We start from the raw sequence: 23,001 nt of genomic DNA, 5'->3' as shown, positions 1-23,001 counted from the left end.
TTTACATTTCTTCTTAACTGGTCCCTACCTGCGCATGACCGGCTTTTTACCATACGTAAAAAAACGCCATATATATTCAACCGGTCCGTATTTATACAGGCCCATCCACAATAAGGAAAGCAGGATTTGCAGGCAAAACAGGGCTATTAGAAAAACAAATCCTGTCGTATATGAGACTGATCCATATAAACCAAGGCCATATGAATAAAAAATGCCCGTACATACCATCGATTGGAACAAGTAATTGCTCATCGACATCCTTCCGATATACGAAAGCGGATGTAACAGGCGGGAAGCCCCTGCCCGTTCCGCCAAAATCGTGATTGCCGTGATATAAAAAATCGTAAGTAACGGTCCTCCCAAATAATCCTGGACGAATATCGTTCCAAAATGGTATACCGTCACATATGGCAGCATCTTAATTGACATGCCCAATAGCAAGCTTACGATCGATATCGCTTTCAATTGTCGTTTATATTGGGTTGGATTTTGGAGAAAGCCCTGTTTTGCCACGCCTGCTCCCATTAAAAAAAACGGAAAAATCGATAAAAAAAGGATAATGGCATTAAAAGGGTTGTTCACCATATACCAATCCAACGCCCTTTGACTCATCAGTTCCGTAAATGTACCAGATTGATAAACTTCCAAAGACTGTTTCATCATCGCCGAATCAGTCGTGATCGCCATCCCTTCACTATCAAAAATGCCCATTATAAGAAATAGAGAACCCAATATCGCAAAAGGCAGGACATAACAAACCGAGCCAATCAGAATTAAATTCCGGCCCTTCATCTTATAAAAAAACAAAAGTGCAAACCCAAATACAGCATAATTAATGAGGATGTCCCCATGCCAGATGAAGAAAGCATGAATGCAGCCAAGTATCAGCAGGAAACTTAGCCTTTTCATATATAGTAACGGAAATGATATACCCTTTTCTTCACTCCTTACTGCCAAAATGATTGCCCCGAAACCGAACAGAAAGGCAAATAACGGATAAAAGCTGGCCTGTGCGACTATATCACTGAATCTATACAAAATCCCATCCCATCCTCCTGCCCACCGCTTTGCACCATCTATGTACAAGAGCGGGGAGTGGAAAGAAGGCATATTCACTAAAAAAATCCCTAAAATGGCTAATCCACGTAAAATATCGATGCTTACGATCCGTTTACTTTCCTGCAATGGTACCATCGCGCCCTTCATAGGTACACCCTCTTTCATTCATACAGATTTAACATCTTTTCTATATCTCCATTACATCACCTTTAACTTTCGTGACCGCTTTTTGCTTTTTTATCAGTATGACAAACAAGCTGCCCAATAAGCAAAAGATTCCAGCAAGGAAGAATGCCCATGTATAGGAGTTGAATATTTTGAAGATAAGCCCCCCACCGTACGCCGCCACTGCTGCACCCACCTGATGGGCCGCGAATATCCACCCGTATACGATCCCGCTTTTCTCCAAGCCAAATACTTGCCTTGAAATGCTTATGGTCGGAGGAACGGTCGCTATCCAATCCAAGCCATAGAAAACGGAAAAGATAATCAATAGACCGATAGAACCTTCATTTAATGCAAAAGGAAGTAATACGAGGGAAGCACCCCTTAGAGCGTAATACCAAAACAGCAGCCAACGGTTATCAAAACGATCTGATAGCCATCCGGATACAGTCGTACCAATCAAATCAAAGATTCCCATGAAAGATAGCAGTGATGCTGCCGTCACAACCGGTAAACCAAAACTAATGCAGTAAGAAATGAAATGTGTCCCGATCAACCCGCTCGTTGAAAGTCCGCATATAAAAAAGCTACCTGCCAATAACCAGAATTCCTTCACTTTCACTGCTTCAATCAACGACTGAAAAGCCATGACGATGGGGTTCTTATTTTGGACTGTAACAGCCTCCTGCTTTTCCTCTTCCAATCCATACGGAAGAGTGCCCACTTCCTTCGGATTGTTTTTCATGAATAAAAGGATGATTGCCAGCATGATCAAGCTAAGGATCAAGATTAATCCAATCGCCCATCTCCACGAATAACTCTCAATGATGATGGCTAAAACCGGAAGTAAAATGAGCTGGCCCGTGGCCGTACTTGCCGTAAGTATCCCGACCGCCAGCCCCCGCCTCTTCTCGAACCAACGATTTGCCACATATGGGCTCAATACAGTTAAAAACACTCCAGAACCCAATCCAATGATAATTCCCCAAATTAAAATGAGCTGCCACTCATGCTGCATGAAAAAAGTGAGGAGAATCCCTGCCAATAAAGTGGACATGGCCGCTACCATCATTTTCTTCAATCCAAGCACTTCAATTAGGGCGGCCATGAATGGACCCGATAATCCATAAAGAAAAAGACTTATGGCAAAGGCTAAAGAAATTACGGACCGGTCCCACCCGAACTCATTTTCAAATGGTACGATGAATACTCCCGATGATGACCTAACGATACCGGCTACAATAATCGAGAAGAATGTTATGATTAAAATAACCCAGCTATAATGAATATGTTTCAATGCTCTCCCCCACAATCCAAAACTGTTAAAATCAACATAATGAAAAAAGAAAAATTATAATAATTTGAAATATTTAATAATAGTAACACTTTATCTTTAAACAGGAAGCTTTTTATTGAAACAAATTCCAATGTTCCTGAATGACCTTCCCTTATCCAACAATGGCATGAGTTACTTCGGCTATTTACGAATGGAAACATATCAGTGTCCACCTCAGGAAACCGTTTTAAACGGCAACAGAAAAAAACGCTGATCATTTCTGAACAGCGTTAGCGAGCTTCAATTAACGAATCTGCCTGTTTTCCCCTTAGATTCCCAATAATCATTACGAAGATGGATTTTTTGTATTTTCCCCGATGCCGTTTTTGGAAGCTCATCGACGAACGACACACTGGTAACTGATTTGAAATGAGCTAATTTTTCCCGTGTGAAGGCCTTTATATCATCCTCCGTTAATTCCACGCCCATTTTTGGCACAATGAATGCATGCGGTGTCTCTCCCCACTTTTCATGCGGAACGGCAATGACTGCCGCTTCAAGAATGTCCGGATGTTCGTAGAGTATTCCTTCCACTTCTATGGAAGAGATATTTTCTCCGCCACTAATGATTATATCCTTTTTGCGGTCAACGATATCCACATTCCCGTTTTCATCGATTGTGGCCATATCCCCTGTATGCAGCCATCCATTTATCAGTGTCTGGCTGGTCGCTTCTTCATTTTTCCAATAACCTAACATCACTCCATGGCTGCGGACGATAAGCTCGCCGATATCCACGCCATCTTGGGCAACTTCCTCACCATTGTCATGGATAACCTTTACCTCACTGCCTATGATGGGATATCCGGCTTTCGCCTTCATCCTGTATTTTTCTTTTTCCGGAAGATCATCGAATTCAGAACGAATCAGCGATATCAGACTGACCGGTGTTGATTCAGTCATTCCGTAAATTTGAATGAATTCCCAGCCTAACTCTTTTTCCACCCTTGTAACGAATGCAGGAGGCGGAGCGGAACCCGCAACAACGATTCGGATATCCTGCTCGATTTTCGGAACATTCCGTTCATAATATTGGAACAGTGAATTCAGAACCGTCGGTGCCATATGCATGATGGAAACCTTATGCTTTTGCAGTGTATCAAATATCATTTCTGGGCTGGTTTTCCTCAAACAAACTTGAGTGGCACCATTTGCCGTATAATAAAATGGCGCCCCCCACCCATTCACGTGGAACATCGGCAGTACGTGCAAATATGTATCGCGGTCATTGACCCTGAAATGATGCATCGCACCCAGGGCATGTAAATAGTTGTTGCGGTGAGTCAGCATCACCCCTTTGGGATTTCCTGTGGTCCCGCTAGTATAAAGAAGGCTCGAAACATCATTTTCATCCACTGACTCCCGGTTAAAGCACTTGTTATCATAACGTTCCAGCCAATGGTTGTAATCGGTTTCATTTATCTCTTCATCTTTATAATGAACGATTATGTGCTCCACCGATTCAAGTTCGTCCTTGACAGGGGAAATAAGATGATACAATTCCTGATCTACGAAAAGGACCTTGGACTCGCTATGGTTCAAAATGAAAACATAATCTGCAGGCTTCAAACGGATATTCAAGGGAACGATTACTGCCCCAATTTGAAATACCCCATAAAAGCCTTCAAGCATTTCAATTGAGTTAGGTGCCAAATATGCCACCTTGTCACCCTTTTTGACACCGAGATCCCTTAAACCATTTGAAAGCTGGTTTACACGGCCGTTCAATTCTGCGTAGGTTAATACCTTGTCATCTCCAATGATGGCTTTCTTATCGCCATATAGTAAGGCTGCTCGATCTAAGAAATGCGATAATACTAATGGTACATTCATTTCCTCACCTCTAGTTTTATTTGAAAATTCTGAATTAGCATTATATTACCATATCTGTTTACAACATTCCAATAAAATCAGCCGTTGTTATATAACAATATATTAATAGGCAGATGAATCACATCAATCATGAGTCAACATACAATACATTGAAACTCCCTTCAGTGATAGGCTCATGGCCTTAAATTCAGGGGAAAACCAGAATAAAAAAAGGGTGATTTTCTTGCCGGCCATCGTAGGAATCGTTCAAGTCATCAACGTCGGTAGCAGTGGAATTGTCCATATTGGTGACGTCTTTAAAATTAGTCCCTATTCCACCTCAAAAACGTTTGCAGGTGCTGGCTCGTTTAATACGGGTGAATCCATATCCCTTTATAATGCCTATAGCACCACGAATACAAATGATACTGATGGTGTTGATCAGCCACTGGTCCTAAATCTCTAATGTTTTAAGAAAGGAGTCAGCATGATCTTCAATATTCACCAGACCATACAAATTAATATGATAAAAATTGAAAGCATCGCCAATTCATCCGTTTTTCAAATAGGTAGTGCAGGGGTGATTAAACCATATTCCACATTGGCCAATACCGGTGGATTCACTGAGCCTGCTCCCGAAATTGAAGCCGATGTAACCCCATTAGCCAGTTTCGTCCCATTTACGCCCTCCTAGTTCATAGGCATTCACCTACATCCTACTTTTTCATATACTGTCTTATATGAAATCAACTTATTGTGAAGGTGGGTGTTGAATCGTGAATCAGGATCTCTATTCATATTCCATACAAATGCAGCGTTTTCTTGAAGCCCAGGATAAACGGATCATGAAACTTGAACACGAACTCAAACGCCTGACAGATGAAATTGCCGAGCTGAAAAATAAACCGCCAATCCATGTAGATAAAATTGAATATAAATTCGATCAGTTAAAAGTCGAATCTTTAGATGGAACATTGAATATCGGTTTAAATCCAACTGACCTTAACAACATTGATGAATTTGCCGTCAACAACCAACCCGTTCAACCTGCACCTAACCTTTTTCCAGGAAGGGAAATCGTCGTCCAGGAAATTCACAATGATATACTTTCAGACTTGGAAAATATGATTCACGATGCGGAAACCCAGCTGAAAATATCCTTGGAAGCATCTTATCATGACTTCATTAAACAGGACGTCGAACGCCAGCTTCACCAACGCATCAATATGTATTTCGATAATCTTTCTTACGCGGAACGTGCACCGCAGCAACGGGATAATGTCAAGGAAAAGATCAGGGAGAAGGTGAAATCCGATATTCAAACTGCATTATTCCAATTCATTACCCATTCACAAGCCGAGACAGGAGGAAATCCAAATGGAGTTTAATGTAACCAATCACCAGCTTTGTGTAGGAGATATTAAAATTACCGGTGTAGCAAGCTCTGCTTTATTTCTCATAGGGGATGTACAAACGGTCCAACTATCCTCAGCATTCGATACCCCGCCGGAATCCCTTATCATAGGGCCATTCGTGCCGCTTTCTCCAGAAGGATAAAAAATATGTTTTCAAGAATATCAAAAGTAAAATCTATAGTATCAGACACGGTATCGTTCAGCTCCGCCATGCAAATCGGGGATACCTCATATATTGACGGGAATTCCCTGGCTTTAGCCGTTCAAAAGAAAAGTGAAACTTTCCACTCAGTCGATATTCATTTCGCAGACTATGACATCTTTAAGAAACCATTTTATATCCCAAGATTGAATGAACCAGTCATATCAAGTTTTTCAAATCCGAATCCCTTCATACGGGTCGGCAATATCAATATAATCGGGATATCTTCCTCATCTGTGGTTGGTGTGGGGAACGTAGGCCATGCACGTATGGAGTCAAGAGTGAAACATATTCGGGAGGTTCCTAAAAAACCTGAAGAGACGCCAATCGAGGATTCCACCAACAACACTTAAACTTTTAAAGGAGGGGTTCATATGCCTGCCATTATCGGCCCGGTTCAAGTATTTAATGTCGCGCAAGGAAACCTGTTATTCGGTGATTGCGCCGTCATTTCCCCTAAGTCTTCCTCCAAAACGGTTTTCGGATCCGGCTCAGGGAACACAGCTGCAATCACTTTCACGGCCAATGGCCTGAATGGAAGCAATGTCCTTGATATCAATGGAGTTGACCAGCCCATTACAGGGAATAATTAGTCATAGAAAAAGCCTCCCATTTCCAGGGAGGCTTTCAGTTTGTAGACAAAAGGGGTTCGGAATTAAAAAATTCTGAACCCCTTTTGAAATTCCCTTTGAATTTTCGCCTAAAGTTTAGAGATTGGGGCTCTACGAGCCCACTATGTTAGGCCATTTTTGGACCTTGCCATGTCCAATTGGCCATCTTCTTTAAATTAATGGCAGCGAAAGTAAGCATCGCCTGCATCGACAATTTTTTAAGTCCCCTTAAAGTAGTCCAACGCATACCATGCTTTTCTTTTGCATCTGCGAATACACGCTCAATCGTTTCTTTACGTTTTGCATATATAGGTTTTACATCTTGATGATGACGCAGATGATCTGCTTCTTCCACATGTGTTTGCCAGATATGCCGTGTCACCACTTTTTGACAGTCTTTGCTTTCTGTACACCGAGATAAAAATGAGCATGTTGTACAAATTTGTTTTGGCGATTTGTACTCGCGATAGCCCTCTTTATTTGTTGTTGAGTACTTTAAAGTTTCGCCCGAAGGGCAAAGGTAACAATCAAAATGTTCATCGTATACATAGTCCTGTTTGCGGAAAAATCCTTCTTTGGTGCGAGGACGTGTATAAGGTAAAGCCGGTATGATTTCTTTGTTAAATAGGTAGCTTGTAATCGCTGGTGTTTTATAAGCTGCATCTGCGGCAACGGCTTCCGGTTTTCCAACTTTCTCAATCACTTGTTCAACTAGTGGCTCTAAGATCTGACTGTCATGTGTATTTCCAGGTGTTACAATCGTTCCCAATACAAAACCGTTGCGGTCTGCGGCCGCGTGGAATGAATAGGCAAACTGTTTTGTTCGTTCATCTTTCACATAGTAGCCACTCTCAGAATCCGTTGTACTTTCTTTAATCTCTTTGGTCTCTTCTTTATCAAATTTATCTGGTGGAAAAGGCTTTTTTCCATGGTTTTCACGATCTTGATTGATTTCTTCTTGAAGACGTCCTTGATACGCTCGTGTTTCTTTACGAACGATTTTCTTTTCAAATTTCCGTTTATTCGCACTGGCTTTCACATGTGTGGAATCCACGAAAACGTGTTCAGCACTTATTAACTTTTTATTAGCAGCTGTCATTAAAATGCGATAGAAAATCTGTTCAAACAGATCTGTATCTTTGAAGCGTCGCTCATAATTTTTCCCGAACGTAGAGAAATGAGGTACTTTATCATGGAAACCATAGCCTAAGAACCAACGGTAAGCCATATTGGTTTCAACTTCTTCAATCGTTTTACGCATGGAACGAATACCGAAGGTATATTGAATGAAAGTCAGTTTAACTAAAATAACTGGATCAATACTTGGGCGTCCTACCTCTGAATACATATCTTTCACCAAGTCATAAATGAAAGTGAAGTCAATGGCAGCCTCCATTTTACGAACCAAATGGTTCGGTGGCACCAATTGATCTAAAGTAATCATTTCAAGTTGATCTCGCTGAATAGAATCATGTTTAGAAAGCATCCTCATCACCTCAAGTTTTAATACTTCTATTTTAAAACAAACATGACTCCAGGCAAAAGTGTTCTATCTAAAAGGTAAGACAAAGTTGATTGGAACGGAAGGTACGAGACTCCTGCGGGAAAAGCGCGTCTAGGGGAGACCCCGCAGGCGAAAGCCGAGGAGGCTCCCCGACCGCCCGCGGAAAGCGAGTGCCTGGAGTGGAAATCAACGTCCAAATTGTACAAGCCATAAAAATAGACAAACTCGATTTTCATCGAGTTTGTCTACAGTCTGAAAGCCTCCCATTTCCAGGGAGGCTTTTACATTCGGACTATTTTTCTAACATGTTAAATACTTGCTCAACATCTTTGTCTCCCCTGCCTGATAAATTAACGATCAGTATATCTTCCCTTGTTAACTCTTTAGCTAGCTTCATGGCGTGAGCCAGGGCATGTGAGCTTTCGAGAGCTGGAATGATTCCCTCTGTTTTGGATAATACCTGAAAAGCCTCCAGCGCTTCTTCCCCTTTTACCGTCACATACTCCGCTCGTCCGCTATCTTTCAAAAAACTATGCTCGGGTCCCACGCTTGGGTAATCCAAACCGGCGGCTATGGAAAATGTCGGTTTTGGTTCCCCTTGCTCATCCACTAACGTCAAACTTTTGAATCCGTGCAATACTGCCGGGACACCTTGCGAAATACTTGGGGCTTCAATTGGCTCTACACCAATTAAACGGACATTTTCTTCATCGAGATAATGAGCAAAAGCACCGATCGCATTACTTCCCCCTCCTGCACAGGCAATTATGGCTGTGGGCAGTTTCCCTTCCTTTTCAAGGATCTGGCGCTTCGATTCTTCACTTATGATTGATTGGAAATGCTTAACGATCGTTGGATATGGGTGTGGCCCCACTGCTGAACCAAGTAAGTAAAAATTATTTTCATAGTTTTGCACCAAGTCATTCAATGCCTCATCAACAGCATCCTTCAATCGACCCTGTCCCTTTTCGACCGCTACGACTTTTGCCCCCAGCAATTCCATCCGAAAGACATTCAATGCCTGCCTCTCCGTATCCAGCTTACCCATATAGATCACACACTCCATGCCAAACATCGCACATGCTGTCGCAGTCGCCACACCATGCTGTCCTGCTCCTGTTTCTGCGATGATGCGTTTAGCACCCCTTCGTTTAGCAAGCAGGATTTGTCCGATCGCATTATTAATTTTATGAGCACCTGTATGATTCAGATCTTCACGCTTCAAGTATATTTTTGCCCCGCCAACCTTTTCCGTTAAATTCTTTGCAAGTGTTAACGGGTTTTCGCGTCCGACATATTCTTTCAGATAATATCGGAACTCCTCAATGAATTCCGGATCATCCTTATATTTCAGGAATTCCGTTTCTAAAATATCCATAACTTCCTGAAGTTCACCCGGTATAAAGCTTCCACCGAACTCACCAAAGTATCCCTTGCTCTTGATCTCACTCGTCATACTCTTCTCTACTCCTTTAAAAAGGTATTTTTCTCCACTAGTATATAGTAAGCATTTACACTTTTTCAAACTATTCTGTTTATTCAGCCAAAAAGAAGCGTCCCACATCAATGGGACACTCCTTCTCTCTTATACTTCCAATAAATGCGAGCCGTCAAAGAAAAACAAGTAACGGCCGGTTACCTTCTTATTCATTATCCCTTCAACAGCCCTCGTATAAAGCTGAAGCTGCATCTGGTATCGATCGGCAAGAATCCCTTTAGCCCCCTCGTACCCGTTTGCAAAACGGCCGGTGATCGTATCCGTTTTATAGTCGAGAAGCACAAGACCTTGTTCATCCTCAAAGATACAATCAATCACACCTTGGATAAGGACTTCTTCATCTCCAGCTGTCCAATCGCTGTAAGCTTCCTTTGCAGGCAGCGACATCGTAAATGGCACTTCACGGCGAATGCTTTTGGCCCTCTGAATTCTTTGCCCGATTTCACTATCGAAGAAATCGACGATCGTCTCAGGATCCACAGCTTCTTTCTGTTCCTCCGTCAACAGCTCACGTTGAATCAGATCAATGATCAGTTGCTGAATCGATTGAATGGTAATCTCTTTAGATAGATCAATATGCTGCATGACTAAATGTGTAATCGTACCCCTTTCAGCAGGAGTAAGTGACTTTTCTTGCATGAAAGTCGGCCGCTTCGTGATAGGCCGCTTAAATTTACGCAACAGCTCTGTGGAGCTTTGTTCGTCCTTGAGTTCATATTGACGTTTTAATTCAGAAACGGATTGCTTGGAACGAAACACCGTCGCCTCATGCTCGGGGTACTCCCATTCCAGCTGTTCCTTGATATCATCATAAAACTCGGAAACGATGCCGACCTTCTCCGATTTCTGGACATGTTCAAGCATTTGCTCTTGAACCAGTGCCTCTTCCTCATCCAGAACAGCAAGCTCTTCACTCGGAATGACGGAAATGGACCAATTCGATGGATGCGACTCCATTTCCAAGCCAAGACCTGCAGCACCAAGAGAATCCCGATGTCGGACAAGGGATGGACCAATCCAATCAAGATAACTTTTTGCACCTGCCCGTACATAGTCCTTCAATAGCCAATCTCCATGTGCCGCATTACTTTCCCAGTTCTGCTGCGTTTTTTCTGTATCATTGATACTGGCAATCAAATAAAGCTTTTCCTTAGCCCTTGTTAGCGCCACGTAGAGGACACGCATCTCCTCGGCAATTAATTCAAGCTGCTTTTTTTTCTTAAAAGCCAATTGAGGGAGGGATGGATAAGTTATCCGTAATTCGGAATTCACATACTTTGCCGCAAAGCCATAATCTTTATCCAGTAAATAGGACTTTCGTAAATCCATCATATTGAATTGCTTGGACAGACCGGCAATGAACACGATCGGGAACTCAAGCCCCTTTGACGAGTGAATCGTCATCAGCCGGACTACATCTTCCTGTTCCCCTAAAGCCCGAGCTGCCCCTAAATCATCTCCACGTTCTTGCATCCTTTCTATGAACCGCAAGAAACGGAACAGACCGCGGAAAGAACTTGCTTCATATTGCCTTGCCCTGTCATACAGCGCTCGTAAATTGGCCTGACGCTGTTTGCCGCCCGGCATCCCACCTGCAAAATCATAAAACTGCGTTTCGCGGTATAGGAGCCAGATCAGATCTGATAATGCCTCCTGCCTGGCAATCTTCCGCCACTTCACTAGATTTTTATAAAATGCAGAGGCTTTTTCATAAAGCCCCGGATGTTCCTCAGGGTCACTCTTTCTGTAAAAATCAGCTAGTGCTTCGTAATAGCTTCCTGTATGGAATAAACGCACCTTTGACATCTCTTCTTCATCCAACCCGACGATAGGTGAACGGAGAACGGAAGCCAATGGGATATCCTGTTGCGGATTATCAATCACCTTCAATAAGGAAATCATGATGGCCACTTCGGTCGCTTCAAAATACCCTGTGGACAAATTGGCATAGACTGGAATTCCCTGCTTTTTAAATTCCTCCATGATTTGCGGTGCCCATGGCATCGAACGAAGTAGAATGACCATGTCCCGATAAGTGGCAGATCGGTACCTTTTGGTTTTCGTATCATATATCCGATGCTTTTCGCTTATAGCCTTTTTAATGAGCTTGGCCATCTGCCTTGCTTCGAGCTGCGCTTTTTCAAGCTCCTCGGCCTCAAATCCGCCATCATACCCTTCCACTTCCAAATGAGCTTCAGGATCGGCTGCTCCATCAATTAAATGAAGTTCGATCGGGTTTGGATCGTCTTCGGGATATGGGGCACCTTTTTTCAATTGGGCATCTTCATCATAATCAATCTCACCGACTGTAATGCCCATCAACTGTTGAAACAAGAAATTGGTCCCATCAAGAACTTCCTTTCGGCTCCGGAAATTGCGGTTTAAATCAATTTTCAGTCCGGAATCAACACCGTCATGGGTAAATCGTGTGTATTTTCCAAGGAAGAGATTCGGTTCTGCAAGCCTGAACCGGTAAATGGACTGCTTGACATCGCCTACCATGAAAAGATTCCCATCATATTCTCCATCAGCCGTCACCAGTTTTAAGATCGATTCCTGAACCAGGTTCGTGTCCTGGTATTCATCCACTAGTACCTCTTTGAACTGGTTCCTGTATTCGATGGCTGCCGCTGAAGGTTTTCGTTCACCATCCATCGTTTCCCCTGTCAAAATTTGAAGACAATAATGTTCCAAATCGGCGAAATCCACCAAGTTCTTTTCTGCTTTTGCAGCAAAGAATCTTTCGTCAAACCGTTTAACAAGCATTACAAGTGTATCGACATAACCCTTAAGCTCCCTTATATCCCGCAGGTAGCTTTCCGGTTTCCGGGAAAATAACTCTTCCTGTAACGATTTGATGATCTTCTTGGCCTTATCCCGGTACTTGGTAGCCTCATCAGCAACTTCCTTGATAAAATCTGCACCGGTAAGGCGTTTTGCCGTCCCGAATTTCACGTTTTGGATTTCCTCATAAAGTGCATTCCAGGATTGGTCCTTCACTTCCGAAAGTTTAGCAACCAGTGCAAGATCGGCTATATAGTTCTCAGCCCTTGGAGCCGGCCCCCCAGGGGTTTTTGTCAACGCAAGCGAGCGTTCCAATAAATCCCTGGCCGTGTCCAATTGTAAACCAATATCGAACTTCAATGAATCGATAAACGAAAGATCATCGATCCCATCATCATCTGCCAGCTCATACATGCTGGCGGCACCATCGAGCCATCGGTCCGGGTTTGGATTCGATTGCGAAAAATCATGCAGCGACCGAACGATATTCTGAAGTGCATCATCATTTCGATCACTTGTGAAAGCATCGACCAAATTAAAGAACTCTTCGTTATCACTTTGGCCATACTGCTCCTCGAAAAGCTCTTCCATCACTTCATCACGGAGCAGCTGGATCTCCGTTGAATCTGCAATCCGGAAGCCCGGGTCGATATCCGTAAGATAATAATACTTCCTGATCACCTCTAGACAAAACGAATGGAGTGTGGAAATCGAAGCACGATTAATCAAGCTCAACTGCTTACGTAAATGCTGTGAATGCGGATTATCATTGATCGCTTTTTCTAATGCCTCACTTACCCGATGGCGCATTTCGGCAGCCGAGGCATTGGTGAATGTAACCACGAGCAGTTCATCAACATCGATTGGATCTTCTTCTGAAATGACTTTTTGAATGATCCGATTGACCAGTACCGCTGTTTTCCCTGAACCCGCAGCGGCCGCAACCAGGATGTCCTGATCTTTAGCCCATATTGCCTTCCATTGATCTTCCGTCCAAGTCACGTCTCCTGGCAGAGCAGGAATTTTCGTTTTACTCATCGCTCTCCCCCTCTCCCCTTAATAGCTCAAGAACGTCATTTTGTTTCTTCTGTGCCAAATTCCTGAATTGGTTCTCCTCCAGTGACTGGTCGAATTGGCATACAGATTTAAAGGAACAGAAGGTACACGGCGTTTTTTCCTTTAATTTGTATGGAGTAATATCCACATCACCATCGACCATTCGATCACCAGCTTCCTGATAAATGCGGCGCACATGATGATTCAGAAGCGAAAACTCTTCCCTGCTGGCAACTTTGGAAGCCGCCAGGAGCGATCCGTCCTTTTTAAATCCAGCTGGAATGATATCCGACTTACCCGAATTTTCAATATCAAGCGAGGTATCCATCAACTGAATGACATTTGAATGGTCCAGTACAAGTCCATTCATTTTAAAGCTTTTATAAATTTCTTCTTCAATTTTATCCAAACTGAGCATACCCTTTGATTTGACAACGGGATTATGCACATGAAAATACAAAACTCCGGCTGGAATCGCTTCTTTTCCAATCAGCGACTTGGAATGGGTGACGACGATATCTAGGTATGTCAACATTTGCAGCGCGAGTCCATAATATACTTCACTCATGTTCAGTTCCTTTTCACTCGACTTATAATCGAGCACACGCAAATAGACACCCTCATCTTCTTCCGCTTTATCCACTCGGTCGATCCGCCCGATCAATTCCATCTTCGTACCGTTTTTCAATGTGAAAGAAAGTGGCGGCAGCTCGCCATTTTTTCCGAATCCAAGTTCTAATCCGATCGGGGCAAAACCGCTCGCCTTTGCATGTTCACTTAATACGATCGAGGCACGTCCAATCACGTTTTCGAGTTTCCTGCGTAAATAGTGATGGCGGTTCGTACTTAACAAAATCTGATTTTGGAGTTTAGGAGCAAGTCTCTCCACAGCAATTCTGGCCAGCTCCAAGCATTGTTCCGGGGTCAATGTAGACCAAGGAATATCATGTTCCTTCAAGTAATCGGAAATCATTTTCAACGCTCCATGGAACATCTCGCCTATATCCGGGGCATCCAAACGGAAAATCTGCCGTTCCCTCAATTTCAAGCCATGAGCCGCATAATGGGAGAACGGGCAGCTATTGAACATTTCCATCCTGGATACACTCGTAAGAATGCTCTCACCGTATAATTGCTTACTTGTTTCCTCAGTTAATTTCTTTGTCCTATTTTGATAAAAAAGGCTCGATAAAACCTTAGTTGCTGAAGGACCGGCCATTTCATCGTCAATAATGGCATTATATACATCCCACCATAGTGAATGGATTGGATAGTTCCTTTTCTTCAGCTGCAATTGGGCAGCCAGGTACGAAAGGGCCACATCATGATTCGCTGCATATTTCACCTGTTCCTCTGCAGGCAGATCGGACGGATCGTTCATATAATACACATCGGAAACGTTAGGCAATACGTCCCTTACCCGTTTCAAATAGGATGAAGGTAAAAGCGCCTTCCCTTCCTCATCGGCAAGCGGATATGATAAATAAAGGGCCTCGGCAGGCGTAGTGAATGCTTTGTACGCTGTGAACTCCTCATCCAGCAGGCGCACTTTCGAACTTGGGGCAACATCAAGTCCACCAGCCAGCAGCACATCACGATCACTATCTGAAAATATCCCGTCAGATACAGCTTTTCCCGGCAGAACCCCTTCGTTCAAACCGATAACAAAAGCTGTCTTCACATCATCCAGGCGGGATAAATCTAGATTAGCGACTAATACTTGGTCAATTGCCGGCGGTACCAAAGAAAATTCAAGAGACTCCAGACCAGCTTCAATGATTACCGCAAACTGTTTCATGGAAAGCTCTTCCCCGCTCAGTAATTCAACGAATTGGTCCAATAGGTCGACAACCGCATTCCATGTTTGCTCATGCTCTCTTGCCGATACCAAATCACCTGCTTCTTCTGCCTCCAGTTTCAGCTTTTCCAATTTTTCCGGTATATGCAATTCTTCAAGATATAGATAAAGGGCTTCACACAATTCCCTGCCATTAGCAGCCTTTTTAGCCCGTTTTGATAGCTTCAAGATGGGCTCGGTAAATAATTGCTTCATTTCATTCAACTCTTGCTCAAGCATCATTTCCTTATCCGTTTGGTTCCGGTCCTCGAGTTCCAGACCGCGGAATCGCCGGTAGGTCCAACGATCTTTGGACGTCCACCCGCTTCCTTTAATGCCGCGTGCCAGCACATAGTTTTCCAGCTTATCTACCTGTTCACGCATCCGATCGTGGTTTTTTTGCAGCGGAAATAGAAGCTCCGTCTTGATTGCACGAAATACCGGTTCATAACGCCAATAGCCATTGATGATCTCCAAAGTCGAACGAATCAGTTCAATCAGAGGATGATTCAGCATCGTCCGCTTGGAATCGACGAACAAGGGAATTTGATAATCCCGAAAAACGGTTTGTAAAATATCTGCGTATGCTTCCCCGTTACGGACTAAAATCGCAATATCACGGAAACGGTGCTGTTTCTGTCTGACCAGCGACAAGATATCCCGGGCAACTCCTTCAATCTCAGCTCTGCGGTTAACTGCCTGGGCGATCGTTACATCAGGTGACTGCTCAAACGTTCGTGCAGGACGAATGGAAAAATAAGTTTCCAGATGATTCAGCCCCGGACTCTTTCCAAACCTTTCCGATCTTTTTAAGATTCGATCTTCTGAAATCGGTATGCCATTCCTCAATCCAGCCTGATATAGGTGATGATAAAGGTTTCCCGTTTGCCTGAACAATTGCAAATCATCCGGAGCATATTGCCTGTAGGGCTGATCTAACGTCAGCGAGATCGTTACACTCCTGCACAGCTTCATCATTTCTTCAACAATCAATAATTCCTGTGGAGTCAAGCTATAAAAACCATCGATATATATATCCGCATTCCTTATATATGAAGACTCTGACATTTTTTCGATCAGCAAAGTGAAATAATCTTCGGAGTCTAAATATTTATTGACCATTTCATCCTCAAAAGCCTGATAGACCAATTCAAGATCATGCAGTTTATCCTGAATGCCGCTGCCGGCCTGTGAGGTTTCAGCCAAATAGTTTTGAATGTCATCAGGTTGGATGCAATACTGCTTGAACTCAGCCAGCATTAGCTCCATCTGTGCAATGAACCCCTGCTTATCAGCAGATCGACTGAACATCTTTAACTCTTCCTTTTTATCATCCATGATCTTCCGTATCAGCATATTAACGCCAACACTGTCCAGATGCAGCCGGCTCATCCCCCCGGTTTCCTGAAGAACGCGCCAAGCAAGCCTGCTAAAACTGAAAACCTGTGTCCGGATCATTCCGGCAAGGCCTGGTGTTTTAATTAATTTATATTCAGATAGAAACGTCATCTGATCAGGAACGAGGTAGATAATTGGACTTCCTTCGGGATCTTCTGCCAATTTAGAGCGGATTTCGTCCAATATATTCGAAGTTTTCCCTGTACCCGATCTTCCCAGTAAAAAACGGAGTGACATCTCTTTTCCCCCTTACAACATAATATCTAGATCCATCATACCAGAAATACTTTCGTCTTTATGACTAGGTTTCTGTTTCCAATTAGATTTACCTTCTATTATTTTACCGTTTCCCTTAAAAAAACACCAATCGTACGTTCGCGTTTTCCCCCAAAAGAAAAAGCCCGCATCATACTCGGGCTTCACAATCACTCACCTGTAAACTTAAAATTGAAATCATTGACCGGCCAATATCGAACATCCACTTTACCGACAACATTTTCTACCGGTATATAACCAAAGTGACGGCTGTCAGCACTTTCAAGACGATTATCACCCATGACAAAAAGCTTGCCCTCCGGAACTTTGGTCACATCCGTCAATTCTTTTAATGTAAAATCACCTGTAAAATCCTGTCCTGGGAAACCTTCCTTGAATTTCTCAAGATAAGGCTCATCCACTTTCTCACCATTTACGTATAGCCAATCATCTTTATAACGAATACGGTCACCTGCAACCCCTATAACCCGCTTAACATAATCTTCTTGTGAATTCGCATGAAAAACAATAATGTCAAAACGGTTGATATCATGAATCTGGTAATTGATTTTATTCACGACAAGTTTATTTCCATCTTCAAGGGTCGGCTGCATCGACTTTCCTTCAACATCATAGCTTGAAAAGAGAAATGTACGGATTAAGATGTAAATAACAAAAGCTATCATCGCTGGTTTTATCCAATCGGATAAAGAATTCTTGTTTGTTTTTTCCATCTAGTTCAACCCCTACTGCATTTATATATTAATTTATTGCCCTTCTTCTCTCTTCATGCTTTTATTTAACCGGACTTCCAGTCTTTTCCCCACATACCATAGGATAAAGATGACGATTCCGATAATGATCGTTCGCACAGGTTTATGAATCAATGATACTAAATCGTAACCTACGAAACTGATCGTAAAAATCATCACCGCCTTCCCTCCAACTACTGCAAGTCCATATTGCAGGGTACTGACTTTTGATAGTCCTGCCACGATATTAACGATAGCCGATGGTGTAAAAGGGAAGCAGAGCAATATGAACAAAGGACCGAATCCATGGCTCTCAACCCAAACCATCAACCTCTGCACCTGTTTATGCTTTTGCAAAAATCGGAAAAACCTCATTTGACCATATCTTCTAATAATCCAAAAGATCAAAAAGGACCCCGCTACCGCACCAATCCAAGAAAATAAAAACCCCCACCAGAGACCAAATGCCGTTGCATTGGCGAGCACGAACACCACTAAGGGCAAAAAAGGCAAAAAAGCTTCCAGCATCGGCAGTAAGATCCCGGGAATTGGACCGAATGAGCGATATTGCTGAATAAGCGCCGATATATGATCAAGTGTAAACCACTCACGTATAGTATCCAAATCCATAATTATCTCCCTCGACATGCTGCCATCAAAGCAGCATAAACTTATTAAAAACCGTTTATTTTAGATATATCACTTTCCCCCGAAATTGCAAGAATTATTATCCATATATCTTCATACTTTCCCTATCTCCGGAAAACATAATCTTGTTAACGAATATTTCTAGATTTATCAAAACTGCTTGCATAACCACTGAAAATACATTAGGATAAAATCGGAACAAACGTTCTTATTATTACGGAAGATACATATTAGTATTAAAAACGCGCTATTTAGAAAGGGGCGGTCATGATGACCCGCATTCCAGAAGGTGACCGAAATATGATTGAAAAAGCCATCTACCTCCCTATGGTTATTACAGTCTTAAACCGGGATCTCAAGGTCATCGAAATTAGTCCGTTTAAATTAAAAAGGCCCTATTCGGAGCTAGTCGAACATATTTTAAAAGTGGTTCAAGACGAACTTGCCGAGGTACGGCGCTATTTGCGCAAAGAGAATATTAAGGTTAGTGAAATCAAACGCGATGAATCCTTCACGATGTATTGTTTTTTATATAAAGGATATGAGGAACATCATAATTATTTCAATCCCCGCCTTCGCAACAAAACCGAAGACTTGCTATGTTATTACTTTTTCGAAAAAAAACCCTCAAGGGATTAACGGGTTACAAGGGAGCCTTCCGGAAGGATACAAATTCCCTTGGACGTAAAAAGGATGACCATAAAAAAGCACCGCATCTTTCCTGGCATAAAGGTAAGGGAGTCTTTCATGATCAAGATCGATTAGACTCACTTACCTCCATTCCCCTGTTTGAATATTCCATAACATCATAATTTAATTGGCTAGTTCAAACCATGGATTCATCTCCGTGAAAGATTACTTTTCGATCAAGGCATAACCTATGTAATCAAGTGCATACTGAATATCCTAACAATTTTAGTTTTAAGATTCCTTAAATGAATGTTAATTACATGCTCCAAGACAAAGGTTGGAGTGGCACCCGTTATGATCGACTCATCATATTGAAGAAAGGATAGGAAAACAGTCAGCTTCGACAAATCGATGTAAAAGTAACCAATATCATGATCCGCCGCAAAATGTAACACGTATCCCATGATTTGCCCTGGTCGATTGCCATCAACCAATCCCTTCATCGAATGAATGGAAATTCCTTTAGGACGATGGGACGCTTAAAAAGCCCATGCTATTGGATCAAGCTCTATCATGTCGGATGAAATGTCTGCCATGGATTTCAGATTTCAGATAGATAATATCTTCTTCTGAAAATACCTTTTACATTTAACTGCGTTACTTCAAGTTCCCTAGTTATGGCATCCTTCATTAAAAGTTTGCTGTATGCATAGCATCGCCTTCGTTCTTGATGATTAAACGGCAGAATGTCGAAGCTGCCTGGTATGGTATACTATCCTCTTCCCTATTATAGGAACCGAGGACTGCCATAGCCGCTTCTCCTCTTCTTTTTACACAAGCCGTTTGCACTTACTGCTTACTGAATTAAGGCAACAGTTTCGACGAAAATGTCCTTAACGATTAAAAGGCTGGCCCGTTTGTTCATTATTAAGCGACATTTTAATTTCCATTCATCTATTATAACTATACGTCTAAACTATCATTTTAGTGTCAGTACAACGTTATTGAGGAAGATGTTAATTGCATATCCATACCTAGTATTATCTACTAGTAACACCCCCTTTATATTAAACGTATAAAGCAAAAAGAACTTCCAGAAAAACAAAACCATTTGTGAAATACTGAACAAAAGATACATCATCGTTGTCTATTATATTATGTATTAATGAGTCAATCATTAAGGAAACTTATACTCATCCCTAATTTCTTAAGATAACCATGCAATGTTTTATTTGCATGATTTAATTAGTAGCCAAAAGGGTTCCTATCTAAATTTTAAAACAAAGCTGGTTGGAACGAAAGGTGCAAACGCGCCGAGGAGGCTCACGGACCGCCCGAGGAAAGCGAGTGCCTGGAGGGTAATCAACGTTTAAATTGTACAAATCCTAAAAAAACAGAAACAATCTCTTTAACAAAATATTTTGTTGGTAATCCTAACTTTCTACGCAGCCTGCTCCTTGAATATATGCCAACTTCACACTCTTTTCTGAGAGAAATATATTTTTTTATTGATCGATTCTTTAAAATAATGGCTTTACATTTTAATTCAAGAGATTAATCATAAATACCCAGGATCATTTTCCCTAACCATAAGCCAGGTGATCTTTTCCTTTTTTTACCACAAATGAAAATCGTGTCCATATTCCCATTTTTCCGGTTACACATGGTAAATTATTAACTGGAGGGGAAAAATGAAGAAAATAAATATTCTACTGGTGGCTGTTCTTGTTTTGTCTTTATTCACTGGACTTAAAACAACCGAGGCAGCCTCAAATGTAAAGGTACATTTCATCAACGTTGGACAAGAGATTCAATCCTGATACAAACCGGTAATGAAAACGTTTTAATCGATGGCGGCGGTAAAGGAAAGGGCGACGAGGTTGTTGCCTACCTAAAAAAACAAAAGGTAAAAACACTTACTGCATTAGTTTCCACTCACCCAGATGCGGATCATGTTGGCGGTCTTGCTCATGTGATTAAATCGCTTAATGTAAAATCTGTGTATGCCCCTAAAGTTTCACATACTACCCAGGCATACAAAGACTTTTTAACGGCTGTTAAGAAGAAGACGCTTACAATAAAAAAAGCGAAGACGGGAGTGGAAATCAACACTAAAGCAAAGGATAATTCCCTTAAATTCATTGCACCTGTTAAGGACTATGCTAAGTCTGACTTAAATAATTGGAGTGCTGTCCTGTTGCTTAAACACGGCAAAAAAAAACATTCTTGTTTACAGGTGATGCCGAAGAAAAAGCAGAGAAAGATATGCTGGCTAAAAAACTGGTACCAAGTGTGGATGTACTTAAAGTAGGCCATCATGGTGCAAAAACATCGACAAGTTCAGCTTTCATTAACAAAACAAAACAAAACCGAAATATGCTGTAATCAGTGTAGGGAAAAATGGCTATGGGCACCCTACTTCCACTGTTATAAAACGGTTGAATTCAGTGAAAGCCAAAACTTATCGCACAGATAAATCAGGTAACATTATTTTTACTTCTACAGGTCAGAAAATTACTGTAAAGACGGTGAAATAATTGGTACAAGGAATTATTGATCGCTTCGAAGGAAAGATCGCTGTCGTTGAAATCAATGGTGGTGACATGAAGGATTTCCCTAAAAGTGCTCTTCCCAAGGGGGCAAAAGTAGGAGATATGCTGATTATCGATGGTGATACCATCAACATTTCCAAAGAAGGAACTGAAAAATTAAGAAAAGAAATTGACGATTTAATGGATGAATTATTCGAAGATTGATTCCAGGGCCCTTCTTTAATAAGAAGGGCTTGCTTTAAATTTGAATATTCCCGTTTGCATTCTTCTCTGATTTTTCCCCTGAACCCCCTCTTATCGCTGTATATACTTTGAGATTACCTCTGAAGCCTTGATTCCATTAGCATCAGTGAACAGATAAAAGGATTTCCTCTTTGTTTCCTCAATCCTCTGGATCAATTTCGTTTTTAAAAAAGAGGTCCGGTGCAGCTGGTTTTCGAAAGAGCTGCATGACACTGCTATATCGATGGTTTGTCTATTCCTGAATGTGATGGTTGTATGTTTGGAATCCAGGCGCTCATAGGATACCACATGCTCATGTGATAACCAGATGCATTGAGGACGTAACGGAGATGTAGTTGGAAAGAAGAATATCGAACTGGTCGGATCAATCGCGATAGGTGCTTTATGTGTGATGTTTATGAGCTGTTTCGTGCCTTGCTTGCGTCCTTCATAACTTGATCCGAAGAACTCGCAGCTTTTCTTTATTATTTCCATAGGTTTAAACGGCGAGATGAACTCGTCCTCCATTTCAACGATACGGGCATATATTTTACTGCCGTAATTAATTGGCGCAACCATTAGTGTATGTGGCGTGATTTCATATTCCTCGATGATTCCCTGATTGTTTTGATTCATTTTTAATCCACCTCTTCCTCATTGCTAAACATCGCTATCACTTTCCAAAGCTTATATTCTTAATTGCTTGTACCCTTCCATTCCTGTCCAAGAAGAGTGAAGGGGGATAGTAAATGTATGTTAAATTACTCACTATAATAGCATAACCCTTAAACATTAAAAGCGAGTTCACAAAAAATTTAAAATTCTTTTATATAGTGGCTTTTTCGTCACCTAAACGACACATTCTCTATCGTAATTTAAATTTTTTAAATTTTCAGTTGATTTTATCCACTCAAATCCATATAATAATAAAAAGGGTCAGGGGTGGTAACTTTGAAAAATGAAAAATCTTATTCAGAGTCAGTGAAGTCCTTATCAATGAGCGAAATGAAAAACGATGCCGTGGTTCAGGAAATGTTAATTGATATGATTATCCAGGAAGCCGTCCTTACTACCAAAAAGAATCTCCTTGCAAAACAGATCGATGATGCCTTGGATATGAAAAACAAACCTTTATTCTTAAAACTAAGTTCTGAAATGAACGTTTTACTAAAACAATTTGGAAATTAACATTCATGATCAAAAAAGCCTCCCATAATGTCGGGAGGCTTCAGTTTGTAGACAAAAGGGGTTCGGAATTAAAAAAT

Annotated in this window: 20 protein-coding genes and 1 pseudogene; 10 read left to right on the top strand and 11 right to left on the bottom strand. The window is 41.8% G+C overall.

The features are described from left to right. Positions 1-24 precede the first annotated feature (24 nt). The 3 genes from MHB45_RS03750 to MHB45_RS03740 all read right to left on the bottom strand — a co-directional run bounded on the left by MHB45_RS03750 (position 25) and on the right by MHB45_RS03740 (position 4,393). A complete protein-coding gene (locus MHB45_RS03750) occupies positions 25-1,206 on the bottom strand; it encodes a DUF418 domain-containing protein (RefSeq protein WP_048686862.1) in 1,182 nt (393 codons plus the stop codon). A 40-nt stretch (positions 1,207-1,246) separates the two neighbouring features. Continuing rightward, positions 1,247-2,521, bottom strand: a complete 1,275-nt coding sequence (locus MHB45_RS03745) for an MFS transporter (protein WP_048686860.1) — start codon at positions 2,519-2,521, stop codon at positions 1,247-1,249. 279 nt (positions 2,522-2,800) lie between these two features. Further along, positions 2,801-4,393: a long-chain-fatty-acid--CoA ligase gene (locus MHB45_RS03740; RefSeq protein ID WP_048686856.1), complete on the bottom strand. Its 1,593-nt coding sequence runs from the start codon at positions 4,391-4,393 to the stop codon at positions 2,801-2,803. 223 nt (positions 4,394-4,616) lie between these two features. On the opposite strand from MHB45_RS03740, the gene MHB45_RS03735 reads away from it, so the two are divergent. The 6 genes from MHB45_RS03735 (at position 4,617) to MHB45_RS03710 (ending at position 6,582) form a co-directional block, all read left to right on the top strand. After that, positions 4,617-4,838, top strand: coding sequence for a spore germination protein (locus MHB45_RS03735; RefSeq protein ID WP_034315507.1), 222 nt, complete (start codon positions 4,617-4,619; stop codon positions 4,836-4,838). A gap of 21 nt (positions 4,839-4,859) precedes the next feature. Beyond that, positions 4,860-5,066, top strand: coding sequence for a spore germination protein GerPB (locus MHB45_RS03730; protein WP_034314608.1), 207 nt, complete (start codon positions 4,860-4,862; stop codon positions 5,064-5,066). A gap of 82 nt (positions 5,067-5,148) precedes the next feature. Beyond that, positions 5,149-5,760 (top strand): spore germination protein GerPC, encoded by a 612-nt coding sequence (gene gerPC, locus MHB45_RS03725; RefSeq protein WP_048686854.1) that lies wholly within the window; start codon positions 5,149-5,151, stop codon positions 5,758-5,760. After that, a complete protein-coding gene (locus MHB45_RS03720) occupies positions 5,750-5,929 on the top strand; it encodes a hypothetical protein (RefSeq protein WP_034314611.1) in 180 nt (59 codons plus the stop codon). The genes gerPC and MHB45_RS03720 overlap by 11 nt, the downstream gene beginning before the upstream one ends. Positions 5,930-5,934: 5 nt before the next feature. Continuing rightward, on the top strand, positions 5,935-6,342 hold the full coding sequence (locus MHB45_RS03715) for a spore germination protein GerPE (RefSeq protein ID WP_072272561.1): 408 nt from the start codon (positions 5,935-5,937) through the stop codon (positions 6,340-6,342). A 21-nt stretch (positions 6,343-6,363) separates the two neighbouring features. Next, positions 6,364-6,582 (top strand): spore germination protein, encoded by a 219-nt coding sequence (locus MHB45_RS03710; RefSeq protein ID WP_048686849.1) that lies wholly within the window; start codon positions 6,364-6,366, stop codon positions 6,580-6,582. A gap of 145 nt (positions 6,583-6,727) precedes the next feature. Here MHB45_RS03710 and MHB45_RS03705 read toward each other — a convergent pair whose 3' ends face one another. From MHB45_RS03705 to MHB45_RS03680, 6 genes are all read right to left on the bottom strand, one after another. Then, positions 6,728-8,086, bottom strand: coding sequence for an IS1182 family transposase (locus tag MHB45_RS03705; protein WP_072272405.1), 1,359 nt, complete (start codon positions 8,084-8,086; stop codon positions 6,728-6,730). A gap of 310 nt (positions 8,087-8,396) precedes the next feature. Continuing rightward, positions 8,397-9,560: a tryptophan synthase subunit beta gene (gene trpB / locus MHB45_RS03700; protein WP_072272560.1), complete on the bottom strand. Its 1,164-nt coding sequence runs from the start codon at positions 9,558-9,560 to the stop codon at positions 8,397-8,399. Between the two features lie 129 nt (positions 9,561-9,689). Continuing rightward, entirely contained in the window at positions 9,690-13,424 is a 3,735-nt protein-coding gene (gene addA / locus MHB45_RS03695; protein ID WP_072272559.1) for a helicase-exonuclease AddAB subunit AddA, read from the bottom strand. Beyond that, positions 13,417-16,914, bottom strand: coding sequence for a helicase-exonuclease AddAB subunit AddB (gene addB / locus MHB45_RS03690; protein ID WP_048680045.1), 3,498 nt, complete (start codon positions 16,912-16,914; stop codon positions 13,417-13,419). The genes addA and addB overlap by 8 nt, the downstream gene beginning before the upstream one ends. Before the next feature lie 188 nt (positions 16,915-17,102). Then, entirely contained in the window at positions 17,103-17,666 is a 564-nt protein-coding gene (gene lepB / locus MHB45_RS03685; protein WP_048680048.1) for a signal peptidase I, read from the bottom strand. Between the two features lie 33 nt (positions 17,667-17,699). Then, positions 17,700-18,314 (bottom strand): TVP38/TMEM64 family protein, encoded by a 615-nt coding sequence (locus MHB45_RS03680; protein ID WP_048680052.1) that lies wholly within the window; start codon positions 18,312-18,314, stop codon positions 17,700-17,702. A gap of 288 nt (positions 18,315-18,602) precedes the next feature. Here MHB45_RS03680 and MHB45_RS03675 point away from each other — a divergent pair, with 288 nt between their 5' ends. Continuing rightward, positions 18,603-18,971: a hypothetical protein gene (locus MHB45_RS03675; protein ID WP_034314629.1), complete on the top strand. Its 369-nt coding sequence runs from the start codon at positions 18,603-18,605 to the stop codon at positions 18,969-18,971. Positions 18,972-19,210: 239 nt separating this feature from the next. Here MHB45_RS03675 and MHB45_RS03670 read toward each other — a convergent pair whose 3' ends face one another. Further along, complete coding sequence (locus MHB45_RS03670) at positions 19,211-19,465, bottom strand: hypothetical protein (protein ID WP_176702830.1); 255 nt, start codon at positions 19,463-19,465, stop codon at positions 19,211-19,213. 1,188 nt (positions 19,466-20,653) lie between these two features. Here MHB45_RS03670 and MHB45_RS03665 point away from each other — a divergent pair. Beyond that, positions 20,654-21,499: pseudogene (locus tag MHB45_RS03665) on the top strand (ComEC/Rec2 family competence protein). Then, a complete protein-coding gene (locus MHB45_RS03660) occupies positions 21,500-21,718 on the top strand; it encodes a DUF3006 domain-containing protein (protein ID WP_048680061.1) in 219 nt (72 codons plus the stop codon). It abuts the pseudogene before it with no gap. A gap of 90 nt (positions 21,719-21,808) precedes the next feature. Here MHB45_RS03660 and MHB45_RS03655 read toward each other — a convergent pair whose 3' ends face one another. Next, positions 21,809-22,372 (bottom strand): competence protein ComK, encoded by a 564-nt coding sequence (locus MHB45_RS03655; protein ID WP_048680065.1) that lies wholly within the window; start codon positions 22,370-22,372, stop codon positions 21,809-21,811. Between the two features lie 315 nt (positions 22,373-22,687). Here MHB45_RS03655 and MHB45_RS03650 point away from each other — a divergent pair, with 315 nt between their 5' ends. Further along, positions 22,688-22,924, top strand: coding sequence for an IDEAL domain-containing protein (locus MHB45_RS03650; RefSeq protein ID WP_048680068.1), 237 nt, complete (start codon positions 22,688-22,690; stop codon positions 22,922-22,924). Positions 22,925-23,001 lie beyond the last annotated feature (77 nt).

The sequence above is a fragment of the Peribacillus sp. FSL K6-5616 genome, assembly GCF_038008245.1.
GTDB lineage: Bacteria > Bacillota > Bacilli > Bacillales > DSM-1321 > Peribacillus > Peribacillus frigoritolerans.
Note: the sequence above shows the minus strand (reverse complement) of the source record. Positions and strands in the feature narration are given on the sequence as shown.